A 16,960-nucleotide genomic window follows, 5' to 3' on the forward strand; every position below is an offset into this window, starting at 1 on the left:
ATATAGGGCGAGCGCGCGTGGGAAAAACAATCATCGAAGTAAAGAAGGCCGACCTGACGCTCGGAAGCGCGGCGGCGGCAGTCCACGTGCTGAAAGGAATCGACCTCGAAATCGACCGTGGCGAGGCAGTCGGGATCGTCGGCCCGTCCGGATCGGGGAAGTCGACGCTTCTCATGGTGCTGGCCGGACTCGAGCGGCTCGATCGAGGAGAGATCTTCATCAATGGGGCGGCCCTGCATGATTTGAACGAGGATGCGCTGGCGGATTTCCGAGGCCGCAACATCGGCATCGTCTTTCAGTCCTTTCACCTGATCGCCAACATGACCGCCCTAGAGAATGTCGCAGTGCCGCTCGAGCTCGCGAATGTCAGTAATGCGTTCGAGATCGCCCGCCGCGAGCTTCAGGCGGTCGGTCTCGGCGAGCGGCTGCACCACTATCCGGGACAGCTCTCGGGCGGAGAACAGCAGCGCGTCGCCATTGCGAGAGCACTCGCACCTTCCCCAGCCTTGTTGATCGCCGATGAACCGACGGGCAACCTCGATACGGAGACCGGCCGCCAGATCGCCGATCTTCTCTTCGCCGAACAGGCCGAGCGTGCCATGACGTTGCTGCTGGTCACCCACGATCCATTGCTGGCCGCGCGTTGCTCGCGGCAGGTCAAGGTGATGTCGGGTACGATCGTCGAGGACCGCCTATACAGCGAACGACATGATGAGCGGCTGCCGGCATGAAAGCTTTTCTTCCGCGCCTTCGCGTCGCTTTCAGGATAGCGGTCCGCGAGTTGCGCGGCGGCTTGCGCGGCTTCTACATCTTTCTCGCCTGCATCGCGCTGGGCACAGGGGCGATCGCGGCCGTCAATTCGGTTTCCACGGCGATTACGGACGCCATCGCCTCGCAAGGCCGGGAGCTGCTTGCCGGCGATGCGCGCTTCGAACTGAACAACCGCGAGGCGACGCCTGAGGAGCGACGCTTTCTGAACGATCTCGGAACTATTGCCGTGTCGACCGTCCTGCGTTCGATGGCCCGCCTGCCGGATGGCTCGGATCAGTCGCTGGTTGAAGTGAAGGCAGTAGATCAGCTCTATCCGCTCTATGGCACCTTTGCCGCCGACCCGCCGCAGTCCCTTCCTGACGCATTCGCAAAGAAAGACGGGGCTTTCGGAGCGCTCGCCGCACCGCTCCTGCTGGAGCGTCTCGGCCTTGCTGCGGGCGACGAGCTTCTGGTCGGAAAAGCCCGATTCCATATCTCAGGCATAATCGCAAACGAGCCGGACGCCATTTCCGACGGAATGGGATTTGCTCCTCGTCTGCTGACGAGTCTCGACGGCCTAAAGGCCTCAGGCCTCGTCGAGACCGGTAGTCTCGTCGAACATGCCTACAAGGTGCGGCTCCACGAGCCGCAACTCTCTCCCGCGGACCTGCGCGAAAAAGCACAGGCGACGCTGCCGAATGCCGGATGGTCGATCCGCACCAGTGATCGCGCCGCGCCGGCACTGAGTGAGAATATCGCACGCTTTTCGCAGTTCCTCACGCTCGTCGGCCTCACGGCCCTGATCGTCGGGGGCGTCGGCGTAGCCAATGCCGTTCGCGCGTTTCTCGACAGCAAGCGCGTGGTGATCGCCACGCTGAAGTGCCTCGGGGCGCCGGCAAGCGTGGTCGTGTTGGTGTATTTCATACAGATCGCCATCATCGCAGCCGTCGGCATCGCCGGCGGGATCGTCGTCGGGATCGTGGCGCCGATCGTTGCCGCACAATATCTCGGACAGGTGCTGCCGATCCCCGTCGCGCCGGCGCTCTACCCGGGTGCGCTGGTGCTTGCAACGCTGTTCGGCATGCTTGTCACGCTCGCCTTCTCGATCCTGCCTCTGGGTCATGTCCGCGAGATACCCGCAACCGCCCTCTTTCGGGAGCAGGGCCTGGAGGCCGGCGGCTGGCCTTCGCGCACCTACATCCTTGCAGCTGCGTTCCTGTTTGTCGCGCTCGCAGCGCTGGCAATCAGTGTCTCGGACGATCGCTGGATCGCAACCCTCTTTCTGGTTTCGATCGCCGTCGGCTTCGTCGTCCTGCGTTTCGTCGCACTCCTGATTGCAATGGCAGCGCGACGCGTCCCGCGCCCGGCATCTGCAGCCCTGCGTCTAGCGATCGGCAACATCTATCGCCCAGGTGCGCTCACGCCCTCTGTGGTTCTTTCGCTCGGGCTTGGCCTTACGCTCCTCGTCGCGCTTGCGCTCGTCGATGGCAACCTGCGCCGTGAACTGACCAGCAGTCTCCCGGAACGGGCGCCGAACTTCTTCTTCGTCGACATTCAGAAGACGGAACTGGACGGTTTCCGTCGCCTTCTGATCGCTCGCTCACCGGCAGGCAGAGTCGAGGAAGTGCCGATGTTGCGAGGCCGCATTCTCGCTTTCAACGGTACGGACGTGACGAAGATGGAGGTACCTCCGGCCGGCCGCTGGGTGCTTCGTGGCGATCGCGGCATCACGTATTCGGAAGCGCTGCCCGGCAATGCACAAGTAACCGCCGGCAAATGGTGGCCAGCGGGCTATACCGGCGAGCCTCTGGTGTCCTTTTCCGCGGAAGAGGCGGCACAGCTTGGACTAAAGATCGGCGATAAGGTGACTGTCAACGTCCTTGGACGAAGCATCACCGCCCGTATCGCCAATTTCCGCAAAGTCGACTGGGAATCGCTGTCGATCAATTTCGTGATGATCTTCTCTCCGAACACCTTTGCCGGCGCACCGCACACATGGTTGGCGACACTTACGCTGCCCGACGCCACGAGTGCGGAGGAAGCGGCCATATTGAGAGCGGTAACCCGCAGTTATCCGACCATCACAAGTGTGCGGGTCAAGGACGCCCTGGACGTCGTGGAACGGCTCGTCGGTCAGTTGGCGACTGCGATCCGGGCAGCGGCCGGGATTGCACTTGTCACTTCGGTCCTTGTTCTGTCGGGGGCGCTGGCGGCCGGCAACCGCGCGCGGACCCACGACGCCGTCATATTGAAAACCCTCGGTGCCACGCGCGGCCTGTTGATCCGCGCCTTCACCTACGAATACCTTCTCCTCGGCGCCACCACGGCTGCCTTTGCGCTTGCAGGCGGCGGCGCGGCGGCTTGGTACGTCACCGCGCGAATCATGAATCTGCCGTCTTCGTTCCTTCCCACGGTGGCCCTGACGACGCTCGCGCTTTCGCTTCTGATTACGGTCGGTGTCGGGCTCGCGGGCACCTGGCGGATACTCGGGCAGAAGGCGGCTCCCGTGCTGAGAGAGCTCTAAGACCCCGCTGGTCGCGTACCAGCGAATAATGCTCCCGGTTTTTTGAGGGCGCTTGCTCTTGTAGCAAACCCGGGAAAACCTCATATTGTACACAGGCATGCTGAGCTTCGCAGCGGCGCCTCGGGATCATGACCCGACACCGTAACCATTCCGAAGCTTGAAAAGAGGAAACAATGGCTGAACTTCGTAACTACCAAAGCCGGACGAGCGGCAGCGCTCAATCGGCCACGATGATCGATGAAGGCCTTCGCGCCTATATGCTGAAGGTCTACAACCTGATGGCACTTGGTCTGGCGATCACGGGAGTTGCAGCTTATCTAAGCTTCAATCTTGCCGTGGACAACGGTCAACTGACCGCTTTCGGTCAGGCGATCTATGTCAGCGGCCTGAAGTGGGTCGTCATCTTCGCGCCGGTAGCGCTTGTCTTCTTCATGAGCTTCCGCATCCACACGATGAGTGTTGCGGCCGCGCAGCTTACCTTCTGGATCTACGCCGCCATGATGGGTCTGTCGCTCTCCTCGATCTTCCTGATCTACACCGGGCAGAGCATCGTGCAGACCTTCTTCGTGACGGCAGCGTCCTTCGGCGCCCTCTCGCTCTACGGCTATACGACCAAGCGTGATCTCTCCGCTATGGGCTCGTTCCTGATCATGGGCCTGTTCGGTCTTATCATCGCGAGCCTCGTGAACCTGTTCCTGGCTTCGTCGGCACTCGAGTTCGCGATCTCGATCATCGGCGTACTGATCTTCGCAGGACTCACTGCCTGGGATACCCAGCGGATCAAGGAATCCTATTATGAAGCCGACAGCAGCGATGCCGCCGGTCGCAAGGCGATCATGGGCGCGCTGCAGCTCTACCTCGACTTCATCAACCTGTTCCTGTTCCTGCTGCGCTTCCTCGGCAACCGCGAGTAACGCCGACATCAACTGCGACAGACAAGAACCCGCTGGTCGTGCCAGCGGGTTTTTCATTGTCGAAGGGGTCTGAAACGCTACCGTTTGTACAGACTGCAGTGCGGCCTTATCGCCGCGGCGATGCCTTGGCTGAGCCAATACGAGGCGCCGGATCGACGAAGGCGCCCGGCTCGTTGACCCTGGCTTCGACTATTCGCTGCACGACTTCAGTCGCTCCGACGTGCCGGCCTTCCTTGTTGTAGAAGCTTCCCTTGACCTGAATTGTAGCTGCCAGAGCGGCTATGAAATCGTGAAGAAGCTGCTCGTCGACCGGTTCAGGATTGGTCCAGAACGCATCGAGACTTCCTTGATGTGTCAGTCCCGGAATGTCGTATACGGCACAGCCGAGGGCAATCGTCGGCTTCAGCTTTCTGATGCTGTGAATCCCAACCGTCGAATTGACGACGACGGTCCCGGACGCCTGCCGGAGGATCGCGTCGAGATTGCCCTGCTCGATGAACATGACCCGTTCGGCGACACCATATTTTTCGGCGATCCGCGCGATCCTCTTGCCCCATCGCTCCAGGCCGTTATCGAGCGGATGCTGCTTGAATACGAGGGCATGCTCGGCAGCGGCGTGCATCGCGAACGACGCGATGACTTCTTCCAGCATCTCCTCCAGATGTCCGTAGGGGGAGTTCGCTCGGATTTGATAGTCGCTCTGCAGCTGAAGGGCGGCGATGAAAAACGGCACATGACCGTTCTCGAAGAGCTCGGGCGGTGTGGTGCGCGGGCGGTGCGCCCATCGTACGAGCCAGGGCAGATAGTCGACCAGCGCGGAGTAATATTTGTCGGCCACGTAGAGTGGGAAGAAGGCACGACCGAAAAACGCGGTGATATTGTAGAAGACTTCGTTGAACGCCTCCTGCCCGAAGGTGTGCGGGTACCGGACATGAAGATCGGGTGCATTGACCTTTTCCGCGATTGCTCTCACCGCGGCGGGATCATTAGGGAAATGGGAGAGATGGCCCATCCCGTCGCGTTCGAGCGTGATCCAGTCCGGTCGCAGGTAGCCGAATTCCACGGCGTGACAACGGACACTGAGCCTCGCTCCGACCTCGCAGGCGATCTTGTGATAGGGCAACTGGTCCGCATAATAGAGAATATCGGTGATTTTTTCCCGTCGGATCAGTTCTTCGAGAAAGATGGGCCAATGTTTCAACGAGCGGCGATAGTTGATGGCACCCCGCTTCAGCCAGTAAACTTGATCACCGAGCGAAAAATTGACGCGATGTGTCGGTACACCCGCCTGCTCGAAGGCTTCGGCCAGCTCTCGCCAAAAAACTGAAGGGGGCCCCTGAAGGAATAAAACGACGGGCCCATTAACCGACCGCTGCATCAGACGGCAGGTCCGAGGCTGGAAATATGCGATACCATTACATCTTATCCGCTAATATCGAGCTTTTGTCGCTCTCGTTAGGTGACTATAAGAGGTCGGTCAAGGACGAACAAGTTTGCAGGTCGGGATCATGCGCGGTTTGACACTCCTTATTTTGCAGGGGCCCGCCTCGCCGTTCCTCAAGGAAGTCGCGAGACAAGCGGAGAGCACTGGCACGAAAGTCTTCAAGATTAATTTCTGCCTAGGAGACGCCGTCTTTTGGTGGCCGCGAAAGGCCGACTGGTTTACCGGCCCGAGCGGGGATTGGCCCGCTTTCCTTCGTAACTATCTTCCTCGTAACGGCATCACCGACATCTTGATGCTTGGAGACGGCCGGCCGAAGCACGCCGCCGCAGTGGAGATCGCACGCGAGGCGGGTGTCAGGGTCCATATCCTGGAACAGGGCTATCTTCGTCCTGACTGGCTCACCATCGAGCCGGAAGGCATGTCCGGACGCTCCTGGTTTCCCCGCGACGCCGCCACGTTGCGCGCGCTCGCGGATGATGTTCCGGCCGTCGACATGCGGAGCCACTTCAGGAACAGTTTTCTCACCTACGCGCTCTATGATCTTGCCTACCATGTGCCCAACGTCCTCATGGGCTGGCTCCTTCATCCCCATTACCGGACGCACGGCCCCGTTCACCCGGCGGTGGAATATGCCGGCTGGATCAGAAAGGGATTGACTTCCGGCCGCCGGCGCAGGCAGGCGCAAGAAGTGCAGCGGGTCTATCTGCCGAAGGAAACTGCGCCACCTCGGTATTTCCTGTTTCCGCTCCAACTGCCAGGGGACTACCAGATCCGCATCCATGCCCCGTTCGGCGACCATTTCGAGATCGTAGCCGCAACGATCGCGTCTTTCGCGCGTGAAGCGCCACCTGAAACAAGGCTGCTGTTCAAGATCCACCCGATCGACAACGGCCTGAGCGGATGGGCCGGCGTCATCGTCGGAGAAGCCGGGCGTTATGGCGTCGAGAATCGCGTCGACCTCATCGATGGCGGTGACCTCGACAAGCTGATTTCCAGCGCAGCCGGAATTGTGACAGTGAATTCGACCGTCGGCCTTTCTGCTGTCATGGCAGGCAAGCCGGTGATCACACTCGGTGCCGCGATCTACGACATAGCCGGTATCACGCATCAGGGCAGCCTCGCGAGCTTCTGGAGAGCACCGCAAGCACCGCAACCGGGAATGCCTGAGGTACTAGCAAAAGCACTCGTCGCGACAACCCAGGTTCGCGGCGGCTTTCTCGGTGCGGAAGCAATCGCCATCGGAGCGCGCAACGTCGTGCAGCGCATCCTCGACCCCTCCTCCGCACTTGAGCGGCCAGCTGCAGTCGTAAATGCCTACCGTTACCAGCCGGAACTGGAACAGGCGCCGGTCACCGCAGCCTGATGCGCTTGCGCTCGAACCACCAGTAAACGAACGGACGTACAACCGAGCCGAAGCGGCCAAGCAGGAAGATGGTCGTGGTGAAATAGACGGTGCGCTCATTTCGGTCGAGCGCCCGGACAATTCTGGACGCTACGGCCTCGGCGGTCCAGGCACCGCCAGCTTTCATCATGGCCGCCGCCTGTGCCGGGCGGACCTGCAGTTCAGCGGCGAGCTGCGGCGTATCGGTGTCCGGGGGGAAACAAATCGAAACGTCGATCCCGTGAGCTGTCGCCTCGAGGCGCAACGCTTCGACGAAGGCCATGAGGGCAGACTTTGAAGCACAATAGGCGGCATAACCGAAGATGCCGATGAGCGCGGCGCCGGACGACACCACCAGTATCTTGCCGTGTCCGCGCGCCTTCATCCCGCCGTAGACGGCCCGCACTGCATTCACCGCCCCGACCAGGTTCGTGTCGATTTGCCGGCGAAAGTCCTGCGCCTCTTGCAGGTGGAACTCCGCCGGCGCAACGACGCCCGCTGACGCCACCAGGATATCGCACGCACCGTGCTTCGCCTCTGCCGCCGCGATCACACTCTCGAGCTGGATTTCGTCGGCGACGTCCGCCTGTCCGAGATGAATACGCTCCTGAGAACAACCGGTTTCGTCACACAGACGATATCGGGCACCGGTCAGCCGACCGGGATCTCGCCCCACAAGGGTGACGGTAGCCCCCCGCTGCAAATAGCAGCGCGCGACAGCGAGCCCTATCCCGCTCGATCCGCCTGTTACGATGACATGAACCATCGGCTCTTCGATCCTCAAAGGCCAACAACACGCCGCGCCATCGCGTGCTGGCGCCTCAGCCCTTGCCAAGCCTCGTCATCAACTGGCCGACGTCCACCGACGCTAGCCCGAAATTCTGCTGCTTCAGCCTCTCGAGGATGGTCGCCGTCAGATCGACTGCACGGGCGATCTGTTCTTCGGTGTGTGCGCTTGTGATGAAGAAGCGCAGCCGAGCCAATCCTTCGGGCACCGCCGGATGAATGATGGGCAGGACATTGACGCCGGCTTCATACAACTCGTTCGACAATTGCACGGCACGAAGCGAGTCGGCCACCAGAACCGGCACGACGGAGTATCCTTGACTCAGCCCCGTATCGAGTCCGCGCCGCCGGGCCAATTCGAGAAACAGCTGGCTGTTTCGCCTAAGGTCCTGTGTTCGCTGTGGTTCCGCCCTCAGTACTCCAAGGCTGGCGATGGCCGCACCTGCCAGAACCGGGGCCAGACCGACGCTGTAGACGAAACCACCAGCCTGGGCTTTCAGGAGGGTAACCAGGGCCTCGCTTCCCGCGATATAGCCGCCGCAGCTGCATGTCGTCTTCGAGAGCGTTCCCATCCAGATGTCGACGGAGATCGGGTCGACGCCGTAATGCTCAAAGACGCCTCGACCGCCGTCCCCGAGCACGCCGAGCGAATGGGCTTCGTCGAGCATCAGCCAGAAGCCGTATTGTTCCTTGAGCCGGAGAAGCCCGGGAAGGTCCGCGATGTCACCATCCATCGAGTAGACACCCTCGGCGATAACCAGTATCCGCTCATACTGGTCGGCCAGAGACTTGAGTACGCGCTCCAGATCGGCAACGTCATTGTGCTTGAAGAAGCGACGAGTAGCCCCCGAGAGTTTGACACCGGCCAGCCCACTATTGTGCATGAACTCGTCGTGGATCACCAGATCGCGCGGGCCCATGAGGCAACTGATAGCCGCCACGTTGGTCAGGTAACCACTGACGAAGCAAATCGCGGCTTCCGCGCCGTAGTTCTCGGCGATCGCCGATTCCAGCTCGTGGTGGATTGTGCGCTCTCCGGCCACAAGCCGGCTCGCAGATGCCGAGATGCCGAACTGCCGGATAGAACGTTCGCCAGCACCGAGCACATCCGGATGCCGATTCAGACCTAGGTAATCGTAAGAGGCAAAATTGTCGAAGGTGCGTCCGTCGATGGTTGCCGTCGCCCCGCTTGCGCCCTCGTGAGCCCGATAGAACGGGTTCTCCATCCCGAGATACTCGCTGGCACGTTGCTGCATGACCACCTGCTTGTACTCGGGCAGATCGCCAAATCCCGGCTGCTTACGACGAGGTAGCGAATTGAGGGCTTGTTCCGTTCGGAAAACTCGCCCCTGATCCACGTCTTTCTGCAGGCCCTTCATCCTGTTCAGGATATTCTGCCGCTTGCTTTCGTCCATAAGTCCATAACTCCAGGCACCCGACCGCCAGTCGGTTCGTCACTACTCCGCTCCGGCGTGCCGACGGCTCAACTCGTCGACAATGCGCGTTTCCGCCGAGACGTCCGCGTCGGTCTCTTCCGTTCCGTTGCGGGCCTTCACCTTCTCGTAGAGACGGCGCGTTATATCGCCCACCGTCGCGTTATCGGCGAGGCTGCTCAGCGGCATGTCGAAGCCCGTATTCTGTTCGAAGTTCAAGCCGAGTTCAACGGCCATAAGGCTGTCGAGCCCGATATCCTTGAGCACGCTTTCCTTGAGGATACTTTCGCGAGAAACCCTGAGGATCGTCGCGATCTCGGAGGCGAGAATGTCGAAGAGGACATCCTGTGCCTCGGCCGGCGATTTGCCTTCGATCATCGCGACGAGGTCGATGTCACCGCCCTCGGTACCGCTGGCGTGATGAGCAGCCTTGCGCATCACAACGTCGAAGAGGGCTTCATTCACCACCGCAAGATTATGCGCGGCGGCCCAGTCGAACTCCGAGATCATGACGACAGCCGCATCGACTGTGTCCGGCGCACTCCCGATATACTCCTCGACGGCATTCAGGGCGTCGCGCGCATTGATCGCCGTCTTGCCGAGCCGCCGGTCCAGCCGCTGACCGACATCGGTGTTGCGCGCCAGATAACCGGCGTCCGCGATCGCGCCGAAGCCAGCGGCGAGAGCCGGCAGACCTTCGGCTCGACGCGCCCGCGCAAGCCCTTCCAGGAAGCCGTTGGCCGCGACATAGTTCGCCTGCCCCGGATTACCGACGAGGGTAGTCACCGATGAGAACAGGATGAAGTTGTCGAGCACGTCCGACCGGGTCTCGGCGTCAAGGATCGCGGCACCCTTCGCCTTGACGTCGATGACAGGACGGTTCCGCTCTTCGGTGAGGTTGCCGATCAGAGCATCGTCCAGGACCATCGCGGCATGAATCACCGTCTTCAACGGGGCTGCCCGACGCAAGTCGGCGAGCATCGCCTTTACATCGCTCTCGCGCGTAACATCGCAGGCAAAAAGCCTGACGTCGACGCCACTCTGCGTCCATCGGGAAATGGCCGCGGCGGTCGCTTCGTCAGCAATTCCTCGGCGGGAGCAGAGCGCGATTGTCCGTGCGCCCTTCTCCACCAGCCATTCCGCAGCGACGAGACCGAAGCCACCAATGCCGCCCACGACGAGGTGCGCACCTTGCGGGTCGACCTTCATCGTCCTCGGCGGCTTCGCGACCACGTGGTCAACGCCGGCCTTCGGAGGAAGGACGACAATCTTGCCGATATGCCCGGCGTTCTGCATCAGGCGGAACGCATCGCCGATCTCGTCATGATCGAAGGCGCGATACGGAAGCGGCGAGAAGACACCCTCCTCGAAGAGCGCACCGATCTCCGCCAGCATACGGCGCGAGAGTTCCGGATGCAGGACCAGCAGCTGGTCGGCATCGATGCCAAAATAGCTGACATTGCGCCGGAAAGGACGAAGACCGATCTTGCTGTCGGCATAATAGTCGCGCTTGCCGAGCTCCAGGAACCGACCGAACGGCTTGACCAGCGACAGGCTCTTCTCCATCGCCTCGCCGAAGAGCGAGTTCAGGACGATATCCACGCCCTCTCCACCGGTCACACTGAGAACGTCACCGACAAAGCTCAAAGTGCGGGAATCGAAGACGTGATCGGCGCCGAGCATCTCGACAAACCGGCGCTTCTCCTCGGTTCCCGCAGTCGCGATGACCTTGAGACCAGTATGCTTGGCAACCTGCAGCGCTGCAAGGCCGACCCCACCGGCGGCACCATGGATCAGAATCGTTTCACCCAGCCGCGCGCGGCCGAGCTCGACGATCGCGTAATATGCCGTGAGAAAGACCACGGGAATCGAGGCCGCAGCGACCGGGTCGATACCGGCCGGCAGTCTGGCAACGCCCGTCCGCTTCACCACCACGTGCGTCGAGAACGCCGACGCCGCGATCGCCATCACAGGATCGCCGATCGTCAGGTCGTCTATCGCACTGCCGATTCCGACCACGCGGCCGGAGAACTCCATGCCGATCGAGGCGCCGGCAAAACCGTCTTCCAGAGCCTCTTCCGGCAACAGGCCCATCGCCCACATCACGTCACGGAAATTGAGCCCTGTCGCAGCGACCTCGACCAGCACCTCGTCGGGGCCGATCTTTGGCAATTCACAGCTTTCCCACCGTATGCTCGCGACCTGCGACGGCACTTGCTGGCGGATGACCGCCGCCGTGAAATCACTGGTAACGCCGAACGCACGCGGCGCTGCACCCGGTACTGCACGAATCTCGGAGACCGTTCCGTCAGCTTCGATCCGCCATTCTCTGTTACGTCCGGTGCTCTCGGAGACCCTACGTGCCGTTTCGAGCAACACCTTCAGGTCATCACTTTCGCCGGCGGCATCGACGCACTCCACGTCAAGGAAGTCGAATTCGTTGCGCAGGACGCGCAGGAACACCCACAGGCCGGAATTGACAGGATCAGCCGGCTGGCCGACCGACGAGCCACCGGCCGGGGCACCGCCGGGAGCGACAACAATCAGGCGAAGCTTCTGTGTCTGAGTGACGGTGTTGCGGTATTCGGCCTGCGCCAGTGCCAGTGCGCTCAGCGCCAGAACTCGCTGCTGCAATTCGCGGGAAGCGTCCTCGACCGGCAGATGCCGGGGGCTGAGGAACACGATCTTATCGGTGGCTCCACCATCGCGGGAGAACACGTCGAGGAAAGCCGCCTTGTCGAGGGCAAGATCACCGCTGGCGGCAAACGACTGCGTGCGGGAGAAGCCTGCCGCCTTGGCGATGTCAGCGAGCGTGCCGCTGTCGGTGCCACCTCGATGAACCATGACGACCGGACGGAAGGGCTCGACAACTGCCGAGGTTTCCACGACGGTTTCGGCGCTAATCGCCCGGCTTCCGCTGGCCTCGATCAGGATGGCGCTCCCGCCGGTCATGTCCCGTTGGCGAACATTGGTGTGAACGTAGCCTCTCTGCTTGAGGAGCTCCGACCACTCAGGGGTGGACGGGAGAGAGCCAATGGGGAACTCTTCCGATCTGCTTCGTGAAAACCAGTCTTCGTTCAAGCCATGGACGAAATCCTGGAAGACGCCGGGTGCGCTGACGGCTGCCAGCAAGACGGCCGAGCGCACAAGCCAGTCCGAGGGAAGCTTCGCCACATCATCCTCGATGAGCGCTCGCAGCCGATCGCTCGCGCTCACGACAATATCAGCCGCAAGCTCTGTCTCGAGCCGGTCAAGCACAGTCACACGGGGATCGTTTTCGAAGGTCAACTCAAGGCGGTGCCTCAGACCATTGTCCGGCTCGTAAATGGCAAACGTGGCATTCTTCGCCTCGGCAATCTCCGCAAGCCTGCGCGTAAGGTGTGGCGACGTGCTTCCAAGCTCGAGAATGCGGGCAGTTCCGCTGCCATCTGCGAGCGCATTTCGCAGCGCCTCAACGAGCATAGCGGCGCGGTTTCGCGCGGCGACCGAATGGATCGTCAAGTGCTCCAGCGTCGCCTCGCTGATGAAGCGGTCGGCCCTTCCGCCTTCCTCGCCGGATGTCACCGACACTGCGCTAAGGCGCTCGCGAACCTCCCGATAGCAGTCATTGATGAGCACAGCCTCGACCGTTCGTTCGGGCGCGCTCGCGTAGAGTTCACCCAAAACCTCGCTGACCGGAGGCAAGGAACACTCACTGGCAAGTTGCCATCCGTCTTCGCGCTGCTCCGCAAGACCGGCGTCAGTCAACAGATGCAGGCCATTGAACAAGAACGGACGAAGACGCGGATCCTCCGGTAGATCGGAGGCTGCAATAACCTGCTTCCCTTGGCCAACAATCGACAGAAGGTCATGCATCGCGCGGAAGACGGCCGCATTGAAGAGAAACGTTTCGTTGTCGAGCGCGCTTTCGGGAGCATCGTTGAACAGCGCCTTGCCGGAAGCTGCCCCAGCGGCTGAAGCAATCGTCTGTCGCGCTGTGGCAGGCAGCATCTCGTAGTGGAAGGAAAGCGCACCGAGCGTCTTGCGCTGCTTCAAATAAGTACGCCGGAAACGGCAATCCTCAAACGTCGCAATGCGGCGGCCATCCTCGTCGAAGAGATGGAACTTCGCTTTGATCGACGTCGGGCTCAATCGTTCAATTTCGATGACGGCACGACGGAGCGGCTTTTCCGTCACCGCTACGCGGATCGCTCCAAAACGAACGGGAATATACGGTGCTCCGCTATGATCGCCGCTGAACCGGTCGAAGAGTGCGACCAAGCCGTGGAAGGCCGCATCGACCGACATGGGATTCAGGTTGTAACGGAGGCTCGGATGCGCCGGCTTCTCGGCCTCGTTGAGGCGCACCTCGATCAGGCGCTCGCCATGGCAGACGGTCTGCGCCATGAGCTGGAAGCTAGGGCCGTAATCGAGACCGAAATTGGCAGCAATCCGGTAGGTGTTGGCCGGATCTATCTCTGCACTGGCGCCGTCCGCCTCGATTTCGGGGGCCGATGCCAACTCGGCGGCCGTCAGCTTCCGGCTACGCGCCACGACATGAACCGACCAGTCGTCCTCGCTCAACCGTTCGCGTGAACGAATTTCGAGGTCTCCCGTTTCCGGTGAGATAATCGTCGACAGCTCGATCAGGCGGTTACGGCTGAGTTCAAGCGGACGCACGATCTCGAGATTTGAGATCTCCACCTGATCATGGCGATAGAATTGCCGTGCGGCGGCAAGCGCGATTTCGATAAACCCGCTGCCCGGCATGATCGCACGCCCATCGACCACGTGCTCGGCAAGATCGGGGAAGAGATGGGCGTCGATGTGGTTCTTCCACGATGCCCCGTTGGGATCGATGCGCCAGCCGGCGAGCGTGTAACCGTATTCGTTGTCACGACCATAGATGTCAGCGCGATCGCTGGTCCGGTCAGGACGCAGATCGACCTTATCGAAGGGAAGGGCCGGGAGAGAGACGAATGCATTCCGGCGTCCGAAAACGCGCTCCTCGTCGAAAGCCGCACCACTCGCCATCGCGCGCGCCATCGACTGGAAGACCGGGTCAACGCCGAATTCGTGATCATCCCGCGAAAGCGTCGGAACGACGCTCACCGAGGCCGAGCGGTTCTTGGCAATGTCGCCGATATAGCCGCCTAGAATGGCGCGAGGCGAGACCTCGATGAACACGGTGCAGCCCTGCGCGATCGCCTCCTCGACGGCATGCATGAATTTCACCGGCTGGCGAACGTTGCGCCACCAGTATTCCGGCGTAAGCGAGGCGCCGTCCAGAACCGTTCCCGTAACCGTCGAGATAAAGGCAGTCGCCGAAGACCGGGGGGAAATGGTGGGCATGTCCGCCATAAAAGCGTCGCGTGCCCGGTCGATGAGCGGATGATGGAAGGGATAGTTGATGTCGAGCGGTTGAACCGCGACCTTACGCTTGCGCGCCTTTTCTCGCAGGGCCTTCACCTGCTCGTAGGTGCCGGATACGGTCACGGAGTTGTGTGCGTTGATCGCGGCAACGGTAATTCCATCAAGCTCCAGGGACTTGATGAGGTCGAGTGTAGCCTGCTCGCCGAGTTTGACGGCGGCCATTGTACCGTCACCCGCCAGCACATCCTGGTGAAGCGAACGTTTTGCGATCACCGTAACGGCGTCCTCGAGCGTCAGGGCACCCGCCGCGTAAGCCGCCGCCACTTCGCCGACGGAGTGACCGAGCACCGCCTGTGTGTCCAGACCAAGAGCTACCAGGGCATCGAACAATGCGACCTGAATCGCAAACAGCAGCGGCTGGGCGATCTTGGTGTCGCCGAGCTTCTCCGTAAGTTCCGGATCGGACAGAACCTCAAGCAGGTCGACCTGCGAATAGGCATGGAACAATCGGGAGACCGTCGAGAACGTGGTGCGGAATACCTCGTTACGGTTCAACGCGTCCAGCCCCATGCCAGCCCACTGGGCACCGTTGCCAGAGAACGCCAGCGCAACCTTGGGGTCGCGTGCCGTGGCCTCGCCGATCTCCGCTATGCCGCGACCGGCACCCGCAAGATAGGCTGAGATCGTCTCCGACACACTTTCGGCGGAGCCGCGCATAACGAAGCGGTGCCGCATCGCGCTTCTGTTCGCACCGGCGGCTGCGACAATAGCTCTTTTTTCCGTTGCGCTCGAAGCCTCTTCCAGCCGTTCGCGGTAGCCTTCGAGAAGGCCTCGCAGGCTTTCGGCCGTGTGGGCTGACGCCAGAAAGACAGGAGTCTCGCCCTGATCGTCACCGGCACGCTGGTCCACGCCCGCCTGGGGGTCCGAGAGGACGACATGGGCGTTCGCACCGCCGAAGCCGAACGAATTGACGCCCGCAAGACGAGGACGATCGCTTCTCTCGAGCAGAATCGGCTCATTGGCCACCCGGACGTTCAGTCCCTCGAAGTCGATGTCCTCATTCGGCTTCTCGAAATGCAGCGAAGCCGGAAGATAGTTGTTCTCCAGCGCCAGCATGGCCTTTATCATGCCAAGGAGACCGGAAGCCGGTTCGGTATGGCCGATATTGGATTTGATTGATCCGATCGGGATCGGCTGGCGGCGACGCTTGCCGATGACCTGGCCAAGAGACCACACTTCAGCCGGGTCACCGACCTTGGTGCCGGTTCCATGCCCCTCGATGAAGACGACATCGTTGGGGTCGATGCCGTTACCGTCATAGACAGCCCTCAACAGCTCGGCTTGCGCCTCCCGCGACGGAAGAGAGATGCCGTTCGTTCGACCGGCCGCATTGGTGCCCGTCGCCACGATCGTAGCGCGACTGCGATCACCCTCCCGGCGCACTCTATCGGACCGCCTCAGCACGAGGGCGGCCGCTCCTTCCGCACGGACGTAACCGATACCGTCGTCGTCATAGGCCTTGCAGAGACCGTCCATCGAGAGCATGCGCGCCTGCGCAAAGCCGACGAACGGAAGAGGATGAACGAGAACGTTGACGCCACCGACGATTGCGGTGTCAATTTCATCCGATTCAAGCGCCTTGACCGCCTGATCGAGTGCCACCAGCGACGATGAACAGGCCGTATCGACCGACAAACTGGGACCGTTCAGACCAAAGACGTGAGAAATACGGTTGGCGACGACCGAAAGCGTGTTGCCCGTCATGAAGTAGGGACCAGGAGCCGCCGGGTCCTCAACCGAAAGATTGGCGTGATCGAGACTGGATGCACCGACGAAGACGGCCACCCTCTCCCCTTGAATCTTGGCCACCGGGATATTGGCATCCTCGAGCGCTCGCCAGGTGACCTCTAGGAGCAGCCTCTGTTGCGGATCCATGAAAACGGCTTCGCGTTTCGAAATGCCGAACAATGCAGGGTCGAAGCTGTAGATGTCGCCGAGAACGCCCGCCGCGAAAGTATAGGACTTGCCAGCCACGCCCATTTCCGGGTGCCAGAATCGCGCCAAATCCCAGCGGTCGCCCGGTATGCTCGTAACGGAGCATACCTCGGCGCGCATCAACTCGAACAATTCCTCGGGTGAATTCGCCCCAGGTGCGGCGCATGCGCGCCCGATTACTTCTACCGTCATCTAAACATCGCAGATCTGATAGTTTCAGCACAACTGTCCGTGGCACTCGGCACGGGATTTTCCCTAGCACTTAGACAAGCGGCGAAAGGGCGTCAATCGGCTATTGCCCTTGAACATCAATTGACGAACCGAGAGGCGATCGACGGCACCCGTCCAACCGCCCTTCCCGCCGAACTGGTCTTTGCCGGC

8 protein-coding genes are annotated in these 16,960 nt (G+C 61.2%); 4 read left to right on the forward strand and 4 right to left on the reverse strand.

All coding sequences use genetic code 11. The features are described from left to right. The first annotated feature begins 17 nt into the window (after window positions 1-17). The 3 genes from EUU22_RS21020 to EUU22_RS21030 all read left to right on the forward strand — a co-directional run bounded on the left by EUU22_RS21020 (window position 18) and on the right by EUU22_RS21030 (window position 4,188). On the forward strand, window positions 18-731 hold the full coding sequence (locus EUU22_RS21020) for an ABC transporter ATP-binding protein (protein ID WP_129333936.1): 714 nt from the start codon (window positions 18-20) through the stop codon (window positions 729-731). Further along, complete coding sequence (locus EUU22_RS21025; protein ID WP_129333937.1) at window positions 728-3,274, forward strand: ABC transporter permease; 2,547 nt, start codon at window positions 728-730, stop codon at window positions 3,272-3,274. The genes EUU22_RS21020 and EUU22_RS21025 overlap by 4 nt, the downstream gene beginning before the upstream one ends. 173 nt (window positions 3,275-3,447) lie before the next feature. Beyond that, window positions 3,448-4,188 (forward strand): Bax inhibitor-1/YccA family protein, encoded by a 741-nt coding sequence (locus EUU22_RS21030; RefSeq protein WP_129333938.1) that lies wholly within the window; start codon window positions 3,448-3,450, stop codon window positions 4,186-4,188. A gap of 106 nt (window positions 4,189-4,294) precedes the next feature. Here the strand turns inward: EUU22_RS21030 and EUU22_RS21035 are convergent, their stop codons facing one another. Next, complete coding sequence (locus EUU22_RS21035) at window positions 4,295-5,566, reverse strand: capsule polysaccharide biogenesis protein (RefSeq protein WP_129333939.1); 1,272 nt, start codon at window positions 5,564-5,566, stop codon at window positions 4,295-4,297. Window positions 5,567-5,924: 358 nt separating this feature from the next. Between EUU22_RS21035 and EUU22_RS21040 the strand changes: the two genes are divergently transcribed. Continuing rightward, entirely contained in the window at window positions 5,925-6,995 is a 1,071-nt protein-coding gene (locus EUU22_RS21040) for a capsular biosynthesis protein (RefSeq protein ID WP_165351252.1), read from the forward strand. On the opposite strand, the gene EUU22_RS21045 is transcribed toward EUU22_RS21040, so the two are convergent. The 3 genes from EUU22_RS21045 to EUU22_RS21055 are packed head-to-tail and all read right to left on the reverse strand — an operon-like array spanning window position 6,982 to window position 16,771. Beyond that, complete coding sequence (locus EUU22_RS21045; protein ID WP_129334136.1) at window positions 6,982-7,779, reverse strand: SDR family oxidoreductase; 798 nt, start codon at window positions 7,777-7,779, stop codon at window positions 6,982-6,984. The genes EUU22_RS21040 and EUU22_RS21045 overlap by 14 nt on opposite strands. Window positions 7,780-7,834: 55 nt before the next feature. Next, on the reverse strand, window positions 7,835-9,214 hold the full coding sequence (locus tag EUU22_RS21050; protein WP_129333941.1) for an aminotransferase class I/II-fold pyridoxal phosphate-dependent enzyme: 1,380 nt from the start codon (window positions 9,212-9,214) through the stop codon (window positions 7,835-7,837). A 42-nt stretch (window positions 9,215-9,256) separates the two neighbouring features. Next, the gene (locus tag EUU22_RS21055; RefSeq protein ID WP_129333942.1) at window positions 9,257-16,771 is read right to left on the reverse strand and encodes a type I polyketide synthase; all 7,515 of its coding nucleotides are present in this window, start codon (window positions 16,769-16,771) and stop codon (window positions 9,257-9,259) included. Window positions 16,772-16,960 lie beyond the last annotated feature (189 nt).

The organism is Ciceribacter ferrooxidans (assembly GCF_004137355.1).
Taxonomy (GTDB): Bacteria; Pseudomonadota; Alphaproteobacteria; order Rhizobiales; family Rhizobiaceae; genus Allorhizobium; species Allorhizobium ferrooxidans.

What these genes read in the sequence shown, in the direction of transcription:
- EUU22_RS21025 (WP_129333937.1), top strand. Translation starts at nt 728, where the DNA reads ATGAAAGCTTTTCTTCCGCGCCTTCGCGTCGCTTTCAGGATAGCGGTC.
- EUU22_RS21030 (WP_129333938.1), top strand. Translation starts at nt 3,448, where the DNA reads ATGGCTGAACTTCGTAACTACCAAAGCCGGACGAGCGGCAGCGCTCAA.
- EUU22_RS21035 (WP_129333939.1), bottom strand. Translation starts at nt 5,566, where the DNA reads ATGCAGCGGTCGGTTAATGGGCCCGTCGTTTTATTCCTTCAGGGGCCC.
- EUU22_RS21040 (WP_165351252.1), top strand. Translation starts at nt 5,925, where the DNA reads ATGCTTGGAGACGGCCGGCCGAAGCACGCCGCCGCAGTGGAGATCGCA.
- EUU22_RS21045 (WP_129334136.1), bottom strand. Translation starts at nt 7,779, where the DNA reads ATGGTTCATGTCATCGTAACAGGCGGATCGAGCGGGATAGGGCTCGCT.
- EUU22_RS21050 (WP_129333941.1), bottom strand. Translation starts at nt 9,214, where the DNA reads ATGGACGAAAGCAAGCGGCAGAATATCCTGAACAGGATGAAGGGCCTG.
- EUU22_RS21055 (WP_129333942.1), bottom strand. Translation starts at nt 16,771, where the DNA reads ATGACGGTAGAAGTAATCGGGCGCGCATGCGCCGCACCTGGGGCGAAT.